Annotated in this window: 11 protein-coding genes and 1 pseudogene; 8 read left to right on the forward strand and 4 right to left on the reverse strand. The window is 39.6% G+C overall.

All coding sequences use genetic code 11. The annotated features are described in order from the left end of the window. The first annotated feature begins 120 nt into the window (after window positions 1–120). Window positions 121–1128: an adenosine deaminase gene (add, locus tag F9856_RS04945; RefSeq protein WP_202105966.1), complete on the forward strand. Its 1008-nt coding sequence runs from the start codon at window positions 121–123 to the stop codon at window positions 1126–1128. 47 nt (window positions 1129–1175) lie between these two features. On the opposite strand, the gene F9856_RS04950 is transcribed toward add, so the two are convergent. Genes F9856_RS04950 through F9856_RS04960 form a run of 3 tightly spaced genes read right to left on the reverse strand, consistent with a single transcriptional unit; the run spans window position 1176 to window position 3049 of the window. Then, the gene (locus tag F9856_RS04950; protein WP_172043206.1) at window positions 1176–1958 is read right to left on the reverse strand and encodes an ABC transporter permease; all 783 of its coding nucleotides are present in this window, start codon (window positions 1956–1958) and stop codon (window positions 1176–1178) included. Window positions 1959–1974: 16 nt separating this feature from the next. Next, the gene (locus F9856_RS04955) at window positions 1975–2682 is read right to left on the reverse strand and encodes an ABC transporter ATP-binding protein (protein WP_202105946.1); all 708 of its coding nucleotides are present in this window, start codon (window positions 2680–2682) and stop codon (window positions 1975–1977) included. Further along, window positions 2675–3049 carry a GntR family transcriptional regulator gene (locus F9856_RS04960; protein WP_044767252.1) on the reverse strand — a complete coding sequence of 125 codons (375 nt, stop codon included), beginning with the start codon at window positions 3047–3049 and terminating at the stop codon, window positions 2675–2677. The genes F9856_RS04955 and F9856_RS04960 overlap by 8 nt, the downstream gene beginning before the upstream one ends. Window positions 3050–3202: 153 nt before the next feature. Here F9856_RS04960 and F9856_RS04965 point away from each other — a divergent pair, with 153 nt between their 5' ends. The 4 genes and pseudogenes from F9856_RS04965 (at window position 3203) to tnpA (ending at window position 9695) form a co-directional block, all read left to right on the forward strand. Continuing rightward, window positions 3203–6313, forward strand: a complete 3111-nt coding sequence (locus F9856_RS04965; RefSeq protein ID WP_202105947.1) for a DNA polymerase III subunit alpha — start codon at window positions 3203–3205, stop codon at window positions 6311–6313. A gap of 84 nt (window positions 6314–6397) precedes the next feature. After that, on the forward strand, window positions 6398–7408 hold the full coding sequence (pfkA, locus tag F9856_RS04970) for a 6-phosphofructokinase (protein ID WP_002940961.1): 1011 nt from the start codon (window positions 6398–6400) through the stop codon (window positions 7406–7408). 66 nt (window positions 7409–7474) lie between these two features. Then, entirely contained in the window at window positions 7475–8980 is a 1506-nt protein-coding gene (gene pyk, locus F9856_RS04975) for a pyruvate kinase (RefSeq protein ID WP_029185239.1), read from the forward strand. Between the two features lie 183 nt (window positions 8981–9163). Continuing rightward, a pseudogene (tnpA, locus tag F9856_RS04980) lies at window positions 9164–9695 on the forward strand (IS200/IS605 family transposase). 214 nt (window positions 9696–9909) lie between these two features. On the opposite strand, the gene F9856_RS04985 reads toward tnpA, so the two are convergent. Then, on the reverse strand, window positions 9910–11019 hold the full coding sequence (locus tag F9856_RS04985) for an NAD(P)/FAD-dependent oxidoreductase (protein WP_202105948.1): 1110 nt from the start codon (window positions 11017–11019) through the stop codon (window positions 9910–9912). Window positions 11020–11103: 84 nt separating this feature from the next. On the opposite strand from F9856_RS04985, the gene F9856_RS04990 reads away from it, so the two are divergent. The 3 genes from F9856_RS04990 to glmS all read left to right on the forward strand — a co-directional run bounded on the left by F9856_RS04990 (window position 11104) and on the right by glmS (window position 14412). Further along, the gene (locus F9856_RS04990; RefSeq protein WP_024387274.1) at window positions 11104–11721 is read left to right on the forward strand and encodes a GDSL-type esterase/lipase family protein; all 618 of its coding nucleotides are present in this window, start codon (window positions 11104–11106) and stop codon (window positions 11719–11721) included. 42 nt (window positions 11722–11763) lie between these two features. Next, the gene (gene lepB, locus F9856_RS04995; RefSeq protein ID WP_024401810.1) at window positions 11764–12306 is read left to right on the forward strand and encodes a signal peptidase I; all 543 of its coding nucleotides are present in this window, start codon (window positions 11764–11766) and stop codon (window positions 12304–12306) included. A gap of 294 nt (window positions 12307–12600) precedes the next feature. Continuing rightward, entirely contained in the window at window positions 12601–14412 is a 1812-nt protein-coding gene (gene glmS, locus F9856_RS05000) for a glutamine--fructose-6-phosphate transaminase (isomerizing) (RefSeq protein ID WP_202105949.1), read from the forward strand. Window positions 14413–14437: the final 25 nt, after the last annotated feature.

The following is a 14437-nucleotide window of genomic DNA, read 5'->3' on the forward strand; positions in this document are numbered from 1 at the left end:
TGTCTGTGAATGATACAACTGAAAACAAATGAAAGTTCAGGTTTTATGGTAAAATTCTTGTTTTTCTTCAAAAATATGATATGATAGTTAACAATATATCAGACGGAGGTTGTGTTAACAGTGTTGAATGTAAATGAATTGGTCAAAACAGAGTTGCATTGTCATTTGGATGGCTCATTGTCCCTCGGAGTCATTCGACAATTGGCACAGATGGCTAAGATTACTATTCCTGCAGAAGATGAAGCATTAAGAAAATTAGTTAGTGTTCATGGAAAAGTTGATAGTTTAATGGCTTATTTAAAGTTATTTGATTTTGTTCGCCCACTCTTACAAACTGCAACAGCTTTAGAATTGGCAGCCTATGATCTTGTACGACAAGCTGCAAGTGATAAGGTCATTTACATTGAAGTTCGTTTTGCACCTGAACTGTCGACGGATCAAGACTTGACTATTTTAGAAGCAGTCTCAGCAGTTTTAGTTGGACTAAACAGGGGACAGGAAGATTTTGGAGTGGTTGCTAAACTTCTGGTTTGTGGTTTAAAGCAAACGAATACGAATCAAACGAAGGAACTCTTTTCGGCTATTGCTGATTTGGCACCAAAAGGACTTGTGGGATTTGATTTCGCAGGAAATGAAGCAGACTATCCTACGGAAGAACTTCGGGATATTATTCAATTTACTCAGTCTTTAGGTTATCCCATGACTTTCCATGCCGGAGAATGTGGATGTGTGACCAATGTGATTCAAGCTCTTGAACTTGGGATTAGAAGGATTGGTCATGGCACGGCACTTACTCGCAATCCTGAAGCTATCCAGGCTTTTGTCAATAGCGGAGCAACGCTTGAGATGTGTCTAACATCGAATCTTCAAACTGGTGCAGCTGATTCGATTGAATATTTTCCATATCATGAGCTAGTTGAGGCAGGAGCAAACATCACAATCAACACAGATAATCGTACTGTTTCTAATACTACACTTAATAGAGAATATCAGTTATTTGTAGAATATTTTGGGACTAGCAAGGAAGAATTTTATCTATTCAACAGAAATGCTATTCAAGCAAGTTTTGCCAGTGAAGAAGAAAAGGCAAACTTACTTGATGTCCTAGCTCAAAAGTATAATTTGTAAAAAGAAAGCTCTAGGCCATGTCAGAACGACCGGCAAAGAGCTTTTTCTTATTGCAAATTTAATTTCTTGGTCATGATAAAGTGTGTACCAAAATAGTAGGCAAAGGCCAGAATGATATTGATCAAGGCCAAGATAGGACTTGGGTATAATGGTAGCGCGGCATAATAAAGGTTCTCTAGATAATTGGTAAAAACGAGAGTTCCAAACACACCAACTACAATTGAAATGCCAATATAGGTCAAAATGGCAAACAGAAGACGGTGGTCTTTAAACAGTTGACCAACAGAGATGGAGAAGTAGATCAGCAAGATTCCCATTGTTGACTCGATAAGTGAATAAAATAAATGAGCAAAAACTACCGACCAGTCTAATTCTTGAATGAGGGTTTGGAGTTCAGGGATAACAAATTCTCCACTTCCGAGCATGAGGACTGCTAAAATAATCCCGATTGAAAGAACAATGTTAACTCCTGCTAAAAAGTACCAAACCAAAGATGCCAAGAGTTTACTTAGAATAATATGGTGGCTTGAAACTGGCAAGGTCATGGTCAAATAGCCCTGACGACCATAGACATTTTTTCTAAATCGGTTAATAACCATGAAAAAGGTGGATAAACCGAGGGCAGCAATCAGGATACCGATGGTCATGAAGGATGTAGCGAAAAGAACCATTTCAGCACCGCTAGGTTCTGTGGTTCCAGCTTGTGTTCGGATTGTCAAAGCTTGTAACCAGAATCCAAGTATGGCAGATAGGACCAATGCCCCTGCATAAATTCCTACATACCATTTTCCAACGGATTGAAATTCGTATTTCAATAATTTTTTAAACATAGCAATCTCCTTCTAACTAAGCCTTAAAATCTTGGCGGAAGAGTTCGTCAATGGACTCGCCACTTTCAATACGGAGATCATCCACGTTTTCATGGCGAATAACGCTACCATATTGAAGGAAAATAACCTCATCCAAAATTTGCTCGACATCTGAAATTAAGTGAGTAGAGATAATAACAGAGGCAGTCGGAGAGTAGTTGTTGACGATGGTTTTTAAAATGTAGTCTCGGGCGGCAGGGTCAACACCACCAATTGGCTCATCTAAAACATACAGCTGCGCTTGGCGGCTCATCACCAGAATGAGTTGGACTTTTTCCTTATTCCCCTTAGAGAGATGTTTCATACGACTGTTTAAATCAATGCCCAAATCTTGTAAAAGATGGACAGCACGCTCTTTATCAAAGTCAGCATAGAAGTCTGTAAAGAAGGTGATAGCATCAGAAACCTTCATGCTTTCATCAAGATAGGTCGTATCTGGCAAATAGGATACGATTGCCTTGGTTTCAGGTGAAGGAGTGCGACCGTTGATAAGGACTTGACCATACTCAGGTTGCAACAGACCGTTGATCAATTTAATCATGGTCGTTTTACCCGAACCATTTGGTCCCAAAAGTCCTATGATTTTTCCAGCAGTCAACTTCAAATTGACATTGTTTAGGGCGACAGCTCCACCATAAGATTTTGAAACTTGTTGTAGCTCAACCAAAGTATATGCGTTATTCATAAGTGACTCCTTTCAAATAATCATCTAACTGGCCAGTGAGGTCGTCGTGTTTGAAACCCAAATCTAACATATTGTTCACAAAATTCTCGAGTTCTTTTTGTGCTAAATGTAGGCGAGTTTGTGTAATCAATTCTTGATTATCTGTTACAAAACGACCTGTTGTGCGAACCGAGTAAACAAAGCCTTCCGTTTCTAAATCAGACAAAGCGCGCTGAACGGTATTTGGATTGACGCCAGCAATTTCGGCTAAGTCACGAACAGTGGGAAGTTTATCTCCAGATTTTAATTGATTAGTCACAATCTGCAATTTAATAGTATTGCTGATTTGAATATAGATGGGGATGTTATTATCAAATTTCCAAACCATAATCATTTCCTTTCTAGGATGACACCGTGTTTATGTCTTATCTTAATAATACAACAAACTATATAAATTAGCAAGAAAAATGTTTTGAATTTTTAAAAAATATTTTTGGATAAATATTTGATATAATAGAAGAAACATGAAAAGGAGAATACCATGCTGGCACAATTAGATACAAAGACAGTTTATACCTTTATGGATAGCATGGTGACGATAGAAAATTATGTAGGCAAGGCTAAAAAGCTTGGTTACCACGCATTGGGGATAATGGATAAAAACAGTCTTTATGCAGCCTATAGTTTTATGGAATCCTGTAACAAAATGGGGCTTCAACCAATTATTGGTTGTGAACTGGACTGGAAATTACAGGGAGAGGAGCAGGATATCACTACTCAATTGATTGCTCTGACAACCAGAGGTTATCGCAATCTATTGAAAATTTCGACTGCTAAGATGACAGGGCAAGATGATTTTGAAACTATTCGTCAATATTTAGTCGACATAGCAGTGGTTGTTCCTTATTTTTCTGGCATTGAGCACCTTGAGTTAGGTGTTAACTATTATATCGGAGTGACGGTTGATACACCAGTTCAAGACTTTAAGCAAGCAATACTCCCAATTCATACGGTTCGTTTTTTTGAAGAGGAACAATTGGAAAGTCTACAGGTTCTCCATGCTATTCGAGATAATATTCCACTTAATCAAGTTGCAGATATAGATAGTCGACAAAAGCTTTTATCGGCTGATAGCTTAACCAATCTATTTTCTAATCGGTTTCCGCAAGCAGTTGATAATTTACGTGACTTGGTTGCAGGGATTTCTTATCAATTAAATACAGATTTAAAATTGCCGCGTTTTAATCGTGACAGACCTGCAGTGGAAGAATTATACGAGCGCTCCTATCAAGGATTAGAAGAGAAGGGCTTGGCTAATTCACTATATAAAGAACGTTTGGAAAAGGAATTATCCATTATTCATCAAATGGGATTTGATGATTATTTCTTGATTGTATGGGACCTCCTTCGTTTTGGACGTAGCCAAGGGTATTACATGGGAATGGGGCGCGGTTCAGCTGTTGGAAGCCTAGTTGCCTACGCCTTAAATATCACAGGTATTGATCCTGTTAAGCATAATCTTCTCTTTGAACGCTTTCTCAATGCTGAACGTTATTCAATGCCCGATATTGATATTGATATTCCAGATATTCATCGAGCAGATTTTATTCGTTATGTACGAGATCGTTATGGTTCAACCCATGCTGCGCAAATTGTAACCTACTCGACTTTTGGAGCTAAGCAGGCCATTCGTGATGTATTTAAGCGTTTCGGAACACCTGAATATGAGTTAAGTAATATTACCAAGAAAATTTCATTTAGGGATAGTCTTACTTCTGCCTATCAGCGAAATGCCGCTTTTCGTCAGATTATCAATAGTAAGATAGAGTACCAAAAAGCTTTTGCGATTGCTCAACAAATTGAAGGGCAACCCCGACAGACTTCTATCCATGCAGCAGGGATAGTGATGAGTGATGAGGACTTGACAGATACCATCCCTCTTAAAATAGGGGATGACATGCTGGTAACCCAATATGATGCACATGCTGTTGAGGCGAATGGTCTGTTGAAAATGGATTTCCTTGGCTTACGAAATCTGACCTTTGTGCAAAAAATGGCAGAAGGAGTACGTGAACGTTATCAGCAGGAAATTGATATTGCCAAGATAGATTTAGAAGACAAGAAAACCTTGGAACTTTTTGCTGCTGGTCGGACTAAGGGAATTTTTCAATTTGAACAGCCTGGTGCGATTAGCCTGCTTCGAAGGGTCAAACCTGGTCGATTTGAAGATATAGTTGCAACAACGAGTTTGAATAGACCGGGGGCTAGTGATTATTCGGATAACTTTGTAAAACGCAAACATGGACAAGAGACAGTTGATTTGTTGGACCCAACCATTGCTCCTATTTTACAACCGACTTATGGTATCATGCTTTATCAGGAACAGGTCATGCAGATTGCACAGGTCTATGCAGGATTTACGCTTGGCAAGGCGGATTTACTCCGCAGGGCGATGTCTAAAAAGAATGCCCAGGAAATGCAGGCAATGGAAGCGGAATTTTTACAGGGAGCACTGAAAAACGGACATGCTGAAGAGAATGCAAGGGAAATATTTGGCATGATGGCTAAGTTCGCTGGTTATGGTTTTAACCGTAGCCACGCCTATGCTTATTCAGCCTTAGCCTTTCAAATGGCCTATTTCAAGAGTCACTATACGGATGTCTTTTTTGATGTCATGCTCAATCATTCTAGCAGTGCCTATATTGAAGATGCGATGCAGTTTGACTTTGAGGTAGCCCGACTAACGATTAACAATATTCCTTATCACGATAAGTTTGATAAAAGTAAGGTTTACCTAGGATTAAAAACACTGAAAGGTTTGCCTAAAGATTTAGCTTTATGGATATTGGATCATCGTCCCTATAAGTCTGTAGAAGATTTTATTTTGCGCTTGCCAGATAATTTCAAGAAAAAAGATTTACTAATCCCTCTTATTCAGATTGGTTTATTTGATGATTTTGACGCCAATCGTAAAAAGATTATTGAAAATCTAGACAATCTCTTTGTCTTTGCAGAGGCAATTGGTACATTTTTTGCAGAGGAGAGTTATAGTTGGACAGATGTAGAAGACTACAGCGACAGCGAAAAATTTATGCTAGAGCAAGAATTGCTAGGTGTTGGTATTAGTCCGCATCCTTTAGTCAATATTTGTCGAGAGTCTAAGCGTAGTTTTACAGATTTGGCTGATTTAGCGGTTGGCAATCGAGCAACCGTTCTTGTGCAGATTCAAGCTATTCGATTGATTCGTACCAAAAAGACTGGGGAGCAGATGGCATTTCTTCGAGTGACAGATACCAAAAGGACGCTTGACGTGACTCTTTTTCCAGAATCTTATCGCCAATACGCTTCTATTTTGGAAGAAGGGGGAATGGGGTACATCACAGGTAGAGTGCAAGAGCGCGATGGACAGTTGCAATTAGTTCTAGAAAAATTAGAGCCTGTCAGTTTTGAGAAATTTTGGATTCTTTTGGAAAATCGAGAACACGATTATGCTGTTGCTCGTATTTTGGATAAATATAGAGGAAGCATTCCAGTAGTACTTCATTATCAAGATAGTAATCAGACAATTCAGGCTGAGCACCACATGGTTATGAAAACGCCTCAATTAGAAGAAGAGTTAAGTGAATTTGTTATGAAAACGATTTTTCGATAAAAAAATAGCAAAAAGTCAAGCAAGTTTAGGCTAAGTATGTTATAATAGGGCAGTTAAAATGAAAAGTTAAAGGAGCATTAACGAATGAAACGTATTGCTGTTTTGACCAGTGGTGGTGATGCCCCTGGTATGAACGCTGCTATTCGTGCAGTTGTTCGCCAAGCAATTTCAGAAGGAATGGAAGTTTATGGAATCAACGAAGGTTACGCAGGTATGGTTGCGGGTGATATCCATGAATTGTCTGCACGTTCTGTAGGTGATATTATTTCACGTGGCGGAACATTCCTTGGTTCAGCTCGTTATCCAGAATTTGCCAAATTAGAAGGGCAACTTAAAGGGATTGAGCAATTGAAAAAACATGGTATCGAAGGTGTAGTTGTTATCGGTGGCGATGGTTCTTACCACGGAGCAATGCGCTTGACGGAGCATGGTTTCCCAGCTATTGGTGTACCTGGTACAATTGATAACGACATTGTGGGTACAGATTTTACAATCGGTTTTGATACAGCTGTAACAACTGCTATGGATGCGATTGATAAAATCCGCGATACTTCATCAAGTCACCGTCGTACTTTCGTTGTTGAAGTAATGGGACGTCATGCGGGAGACATCGCTCTTTGGGCTGGTATTGCTTCTGGTGCAGATGTTATCGTTGTTCCAGAAGAAGACTTCAATATCAACGATATTGTTGACCGTATTAAAGCGGGCTACGACAATGGTAAGAAACATAGCATCATTGTTTTAGCTGAAGGTGTTATGCCAGCTGCACAGTTTGCTGAAGAATTGAAAGCAGCAGGCGATACAAGTGATCTTCGTGTGACAGAACTTGGTCATATCCAACGTGGTGGTTCTCCAACAGCGCGTGATCGTGTACTCGCTTCTCGTATGGGTGCTCATGCCGTTAAATTGCTTAAAGAAGGACGTGGAGGTCTTGCAGTAGGTATCCGTAACGAGCAAATGGTTGAAAATCCAATTCTTGGTACTGCGGAAGAAGGAGCATTGTTCAGCTTGACTGCAGAAGGTAAGATTGTCGTGAACAATCCACATAAAGCAGATTTGGATCTGGCTGAATTGAACCGTAACTTGTCAATCTAATTTGACATTTCATTAAAGTGTTATTAAGGGTCATAAGACCATTAAATAAAAAGGAGTTTTGTTAAGATGAATAAACGTGTAAAAATCGTTGCAACCCTTGGTCCTGCGGTAGAAATCCGTGGTGGAAAAAAATTCGGTGATGATGGTTACTGGGGTGAAAGCCTTGATGTAGAAGCGTCAGCACAGAAAATTGCTCAATTGATTACCGAAGGTGCAAACGTATTCCGTTTCAACTTCTCACACGGTGACCACCAAGAACAAGGTGAGCGTATGGCAACTGTACGCCGTGCGGAAGAAATTGCTGGTAAAAAAGTTGGTTTCTTGTTGGATACAAAAGGTCCAGAAATCCGTACAGAATTGTTTGAAGGCGATGCAAAAGAGTTTTCATACACAACTGGTGAAAAAATCCGCGTAGCAACTAAACAAGGCATTAAGTCAACTCGCGAAGTGATTGCATTGAACGTTGCTGGTGGTTTGGATGTATTTGACGATGTTGAAGTTGGTAAACAAGTTCTTGTTGACGATGGTAAACTAGGTCTTAAAGTAATCGAAAAAGATGCTGAAAAACGTGAATTTGTTGTTGAAGTTGAAAACGACGGTGTTATCGCTAAACAAAAAGGTGTAAACATTCCTTATACTAAAATTCCTTTCCCAGCTCTTGCTGACCGCGACAACGCTGATATCCGTTTCGGTTTGGAACAAGGTTTGAACTTCATCGCAATTTCATTCGTTCGTTCAGCAAAAGATGTTGAAGAAGTTCGTAACATTCTTAAAGAAACTGGTAATGAGCACGTTCAATTGTTCTCAAAAATCGAAAACCAACAAGGTATCGACAATATTGATGAAATCATTGAAGCTTCAGATGGTATCATGATTGCTCGTGGTGACATGGGTATCGAAGTACCATTCGAAATGGTTCCAGTTTACCAAAAAATGATTATCACAAAAGTGAATGCAGCTGGTAAAGCAGTTATCACAGCAACAAACATGTTGGAAACAATGACTGAAAAACCACGTGCAACTCGTTCTGAAGTATCTGACGTATTCAACGCAGTTATCGACGGTACTGACGCAACAATGCTTTCAGGTGAGTCTGCAAACGGTAAATATCCAGTTGAATCAGTTCGTACAATGGCAACTATTGCTAAAAACGCACAAACTCTTCTTAACGAATACGGTCGTTTGAACTCTGATCACTTTAACCGTGCATCTAAAACAGAAGTTATTGCATCTGCAGTAAAAGATGCTTGTCACTCAATGAACATCAAGTTGGTTGTAACAGTTACTGAAACTGGTTACTCAGCTCGTTCAATCTCTAAATACCGTCCAGATGCTGACATCTTGGCAGTAACATTTACTGAGAAAGTACAAAAATCATTGATGCTTAACTGGGGTGTTATCCCGGTTGTAACAAACCGTCCAGATTCAACTGACGATATGTTTGATTTGGCTGAACGCATTGCCAAAGAACAAGGTCTTGTTGAAGCAGGAGATGATATTGTTATCGTTGCTGGTGTGCCTGTAGGTGTTGCAGGTTCAACAAACACTATGCGTGTTCGTACAGTAAAATAATCAAAAAGGTCCTTTTGGACCTTTTTGTCGTGATTATGTGACTTTTAGTCCGTCATGCTCCGTAAGGTGCGTGACAAATAAACCACCCGCTATGCGGGTGCGCGACGAAGGTTATACCAAAAAAACTCCAAACGCGATACAATAAAGGTGTTCAAGCCTATTGTAAAGCGAAAGGAGAAAAATATGGCGCAAAAGGCACATAGTTTATCACATACAAAGTGGCTGTGTTCTACCACATTGTCTTCACCCCTAAGTATAGACGAAAAATTATCTATAATCAATATCGAAGTAGTCTTGGAGAGATATTTCGACGATTGTGTAGTTATAAAGGTGTTGAAATTATCGAAGGTCATCTGATGCCAGACCATGTTCACATGTTAGTCAGTATTCCTCCAAGGTTAAGTGTATCAAGTTTTATGGGCTATTCAAAAGGCAAGAGTGCTCTTATGATGTTTGATAAACACGCCAATCTCTCTATAAATTTGGTAATCGTTATTTCTGGGCAGAGAGCTTCAACAATTTGGGGAATTGTTGAAGAGTGTAAGTTGGACTAAATGAAGCCACAATTAAGAAATATATACAAGAATAAGGAAATTATCCAGTGGATGATTTCTTCACGAGCTTAAAATCTAGAAAGCGAGTTAAACATGATATAGCACTTGATAAGTTAAGTGTAAAAGAGTATGAAGATCCCTTTAGGGATAATGGCAAGTAGTACGAATGCCTCTTTAAGAGGCTAGTGACGAGTCAAAAGCAGTGAGGCTTGAACAAAGTGAAAGCCAGCGTCTTTAGGCGCTGGCTGGTGATGTGGGCTTATAGCCCTTGTTCAAACCACCCGTTTGACGGGTGGTCATGATTTATTGCTTAGATAACAAACTAGTCTTAGTATCTACATTTAAAGGATTAGTAGAATCTAAACTTATTGTATCTTATTTTTTGAGAATATATCTATTTGGAGAATATGGTGTACGGTCAAAGTTTGTTTCTTGATTGAGAATTTCTTTAGCAATTTGCCAACCGATAATTGGGCCATTTGTCAGGCCGGTAGAGCCTAGACCACTAGCTACCCAGACATTAGGCATATCCTCAATATTTCCGTAGAATGGTGAATAAGTTGAAGTATAGGCGCGCGTTCCAATGCGAGTTCTGGCTACAGGATAATTTGCCAAATCAGGCATGAATTCGGCTATTTTATCATGCATGGCTTGGATTTTTTCAGGGTCTAGTTCTAAATCATAGCCCATATCATCTTCATGAGTTGCACCAATAATGATTTTTCCATTTTCAAATGGTAGGATGTCAATCTCTCCGTAAGGCATACAAACTGGCCAATTGTCGGTATCGAATTCTGTATCTAATTCGAACAATTGTCCTTTTTGTGGTCGAACATCCACTTGATAACCAAGAGGTTCAAGAATATGTGGCAACCAGGCCCCTGTGGCTAAGATAATATGGTCAGCAGTAAGCACTTGATTATCTACTTCGACAGTATGGTTGTCGAGCAGTTTTGCTTGTCCGTAGATACGTGTACCACCATTTTTCAAAAATTGTTCCTGAAGAATATCAATCAAACGCCCACCATCAATACGACCGCCACCTTCTAAATGGATACCAAAATAGTCTGGTTTAAGTAGCGGCAAGTAATGGTTAATTTCCGAGCCTACAAGCGGAATAATTTCGCCAATAGTCGGAGTATCTACGCGACGTTCCTCGGCAATTTTTTGGATTTTATCAAGTAGTTCAGGCTTACTTTTTAGGCCGATGGTTCCAGTCTGTTTGAATGGAATTTCAGTAGCACCCGATTTTTCCAAATCGGCTACCAATTGACGGTAGAAAACAGCACCATCGGAAGTCAGCTTGTACCAGTCTTTATTTTTTTTCTGAGCCATCCATGGGCAGATGATACCTGCGGCAGCTCGTGTGGCTGTTCCAATACCTGAATCAATGAGAGTAAGATTGACGTGTTCTTCTTGGGAGAGATAAAAGGCTGCAGTAGAGCCAACAATTCCTCCGCCTATAATAATAACTTGTTTTTTCATAAGTTAATTATATCACAAATTCAGAAGTTTATTTATTTTTTTCAACATGATACAATAGAAAATAAGAAAAATTGAGGAGTTCGTGTGTCAGATATAATGTATCCTGAGGTCCTAACCGTTGGAAGTGGGGCCGTAAAAGTTGCAACAGTCGGAGATAGTTTGACTTATGGATATGGCTTGGAGAATCGTGAAAAAGATGCCTATCCTTGTATTCTAGCTGAGAAACTTGGGCATCACTATCAAGTTTCAAATTACGGATTGAGTGGGCGTTCACTTCAGTCAACTGCAGATTTTCCTTACTTTAAAGAAAAGAATGCCCAACTTTCACTTGAGAGTGAAGCAGATATTGTCATCATCATGATTGGTAGTAACGACAGCCGAGGACCATATTGGAACAGGGAGAGATTTATTCGAGAGTATAGGGAAATGGCCGAGCAGTATATGGTTTTACCAAGCCAGCCGGATGTTTATTTAGTCATCCCGCCTTACGTACCAACCAGTCGTTTTGGATTGAATAATCAAATTATTGAAGATGAATTACAAAAGATTATCCCAGCTATCGGAAATGAACTTGGTTTACCAGTTATTAACCTTTACACTGTGACGGAGGGACATCTTGAATACTATAGCGACGGTCTTCATTTGACACCGCTAGGAAATCAAGTTATTGCCGAAGAGATTTACCAGCATCTCAGACACTAATAGCTCTAAATTGTGGTATAATACTAGTGAAATGGAGAGATTATGGTAAAAAGAGATTTAATAAAACAAATCAGTTTATTGGTCTTATTGATTTTTGGAATCATTGGCCTACGATTTTGGTTACTTGAGCCAGTCACGATTACCCCTGAGATGGCAAATAGTTATTTGAAGGAAAACGACTTTATCATGACAGTGCGAAATGTCCGCCCGATTCATGGAGATTTTATTTTGTATAACCATGAGGGAAAAGAGTATGTGAGTCGTGTGATTGCATTGGAAAATGAGACGGTTACCTATATGGACGATGTTCTCTATCGTAATGATATTATTGTTACAGAGAACTATTTAAAAACGCCTCATTCACAAGAAAGTTATACAGATGACTTTACATTGGAAACCTTGACAAATGGAAAGTACAACGTCATTCCAGAGGGGCACTATTTGGTGTTGAATGATGTACGAACGAATCAACAGGATAGTCGTAGTTTTGGTTTGATTTCTAGTGAGGATATTGTTGGTAGACTGACTTTTCGGATTAGTCCACTTTCAGAATTTGGTTTTATTAAGACAGGGCTGGTTCAGTAGAATCAGCTTTTTTTATTGTGTTGATACTCTTCGAAAATCAAAATTATCCGTTGTCAACTTGCCTTGATGAACTCCAGTTCTATCTTCGGCTTCGTTTCCTAGGCTACTTTTGATTTTCATTGAGTATGAGATGACTGGATCTGTATTTTGAAATTAGACTAGACCAATTAAAATGTTGACAAGGATGAAATCTTGTTATATACTGATTTCACTGGTCTTTTTAGATATAAATTAGACTAGACCAATTTTTAAAGAAATGAAAGCCGATGTTTAGAAACATCGTAGGTGATATGTATGTGTGGAATCGTTGGTGTTGTAGGAAATACAAACGCAACTGATATTTTGATTCAAGGACTTGAAAAATTAGAATACCGTGGTTATGATTCAGCGGGTATTTTCGTAACAGGTGGTGAGAAGTCACACTTGGTTAAGGCTGTTGGACGCATAGCAGAGCTGTCTGCCAAAGTAGGTGATAAGACCGAGGGAACAACAGGGATCGGTCATACTCGTTGGGCGACTCATGGTAAGCCAACTGAGAACAACGCTCACCCTCACACTTCTCAAACTGCTGGACATATCCTAGTTCACAACGGTGTGATTGAAAACTACGCAGAAATCAATGAAGAGTATCTTGCAGGTCATGACTTGAAAGGGCAGACAGATACAGAAATTGCTGTACACTTGATTGGTCAATTTGCAGAAGAAGGTTTGTCAACTCTAGAAGCCTTCAAAAAAGCATTGAAGATTATTCAAGGTTCATATGCCTTTGCTTTGATTGATGCTACGGATGCAGATACAATCTATGTTGCCAAAAATAAATCTCCACTTTTGATTGGTCTTGGTGATGGCTATAACATGGTCTGCTCAGATGCCATGGCTATGATTCGTGAGACAAGTGAATACATGGAAATTCACGATAAGGAATTGGTTATCGTGAAAAAAGATAGTGTTGAAGTCATGGACTATGATGGAAATGAGATTGAACGTGGTAGCTATACAGCTGAGCTTGATTTGTCAGATATTGGTAAGGGAACTTATCCATACTACATGCTCAAGGAAATTGATGAGCAGCCAACTGTTATGCGTAAATTGATTAGCGCCTATACAAATGAAGCTGGTCAGGTAACAGTTGACGCGGATATTATTAAGGCGGTACAAGAAGCTGACCGTATCTATATCTTGGCTGCTGGAACTTCCTATCACGCAGGATTTGCCTCAAAAGATTTCTTGGAAAAATTGACAGATACACCAGTAGAGTTGGGAATTTCATCAGAGTGGGGCTACAATATGCCGCTTTTGAGCAAAAAGCCACTCTTTGTCATGATTAGCCAGTCAGGTGAAACTGCTGATAGCCGTCAGGTATTGGTGAAAGCTAATGAAATGGGCATTCCAAGTTTGACTGTAACCAACGTTCCTGGTTCGACCCTGTCACGTGAGGCAACTTACACCATGTTGCTCCATGCAGGACCAGAAATTGCGGTAGCTTCTACCAAAGCCTACACTGCACAGATTGCGACTTTGGCAATCTTGGCTAAGGCTGTCGGTGATGCCAATGGCAATGCCTACGCAAAAGAATTTGACTTAGTGCATGAATTGTCCATCGTTGCTCAATCTATCGAGGCCAGCTTGTCAGAAAAAGATGTGATTGCTGAAAAAGTTGAAAAACTCTTATCAACCACTCGCAACGCATTCTACATCGGTCGTGGTAGTGACTACTACGTTTCTATGGAAGCCAGCTTGAAATTGAAAGAAATTTCCTACATCCAATGTGAAGGCTTTGCGGCAGGTGAATTGAAACACGGTACCATTTCATTGATCGAAGACGGTGTTCCTGTTTTGGCCTTGATTTCAAATCATCCACACCTTGCAAGCCATACTCGAGGCAATATTCAGGAAGTGGTGGCGCGTGGTGCCAATGTCTTGACAATTGTAGATGAAGCAGTAGCTAAGGAAGAAGATGACATCACTGTTACAACTGTTCATCCATTCTTGTCAGCGATTGCTATGGTGGTTCCGACACAGTTGATCGCTTACTATGCAACCTTGCAACGTGGTTTGGATGTTGATAAGCCTCGTAACTTGGCGAAATCTGTAACAGTTGAATAAATATGAACGGATTTGGGTAGCCAAA

Origin of the sequence: Streptococcus suis, from assembly GCF_016743335.1 — a bacterium.
Classification (GTDB): Bacteria; Bacillota; Bacilli; order Lactobacillales; family Streptococcaceae; genus Streptococcus; species Streptococcus suis_Y.

Coding starts and splice junctions, on each gene's coding strand:
- F9856_RS04950 (WP_172043206.1), bottom strand. CDS start 1,958: ATGTTTAAAAAATTATTGAAATACGAATTTCAATCCGTTGGAAAATGG.
- F9856_RS04955 (WP_202105946.1), bottom strand. CDS start 2,682: ATGAATAACGCATATACTTTGGTTGAGCTACAACAAGTTTCAAAATCT.
- F9856_RS04960 (WP_044767252.1), bottom strand. CDS start 3,049: ATGGTTTGGAAATTTGATAATAACATCCCCATCTATATTCAAATCAGC.
- F9856_RS04965 (WP_202105947.1), top strand. CDS start 3,203: ATGCTGGCACAATTAGATACAAAGACAGTTTATACCTTTATGGATAGC.
- pfkA (WP_002940961.1), top strand. CDS start 6,398: ATGAAACGTATTGCTGTTTTGACCAGTGGTGGTGATGCCCCTGGTATG.
- pyk (WP_029185239.1), top strand. CDS start 7,475: ATGAATAAACGTGTAAAAATCGTTGCAACCCTTGGTCCTGCGGTAGAA.
- F9856_RS04985 (WP_202105948.1), bottom strand. CDS start 11,019: ATGAAAAAACAAGTTATTATTATAGGCGGAGGAATTGTTGGCTCTACT.
- lepB (WP_024401810.1), top strand. CDS start 11,764: ATGGTAAAAAGAGATTTAATAAAACAAATCAGTTTATTGGTCTTATTG.
- glmS (WP_202105949.1), top strand. CDS start 12,601: ATGTGTGGAATCGTTGGTGTTGTAGGAAATACAAACGCAACTGATATT.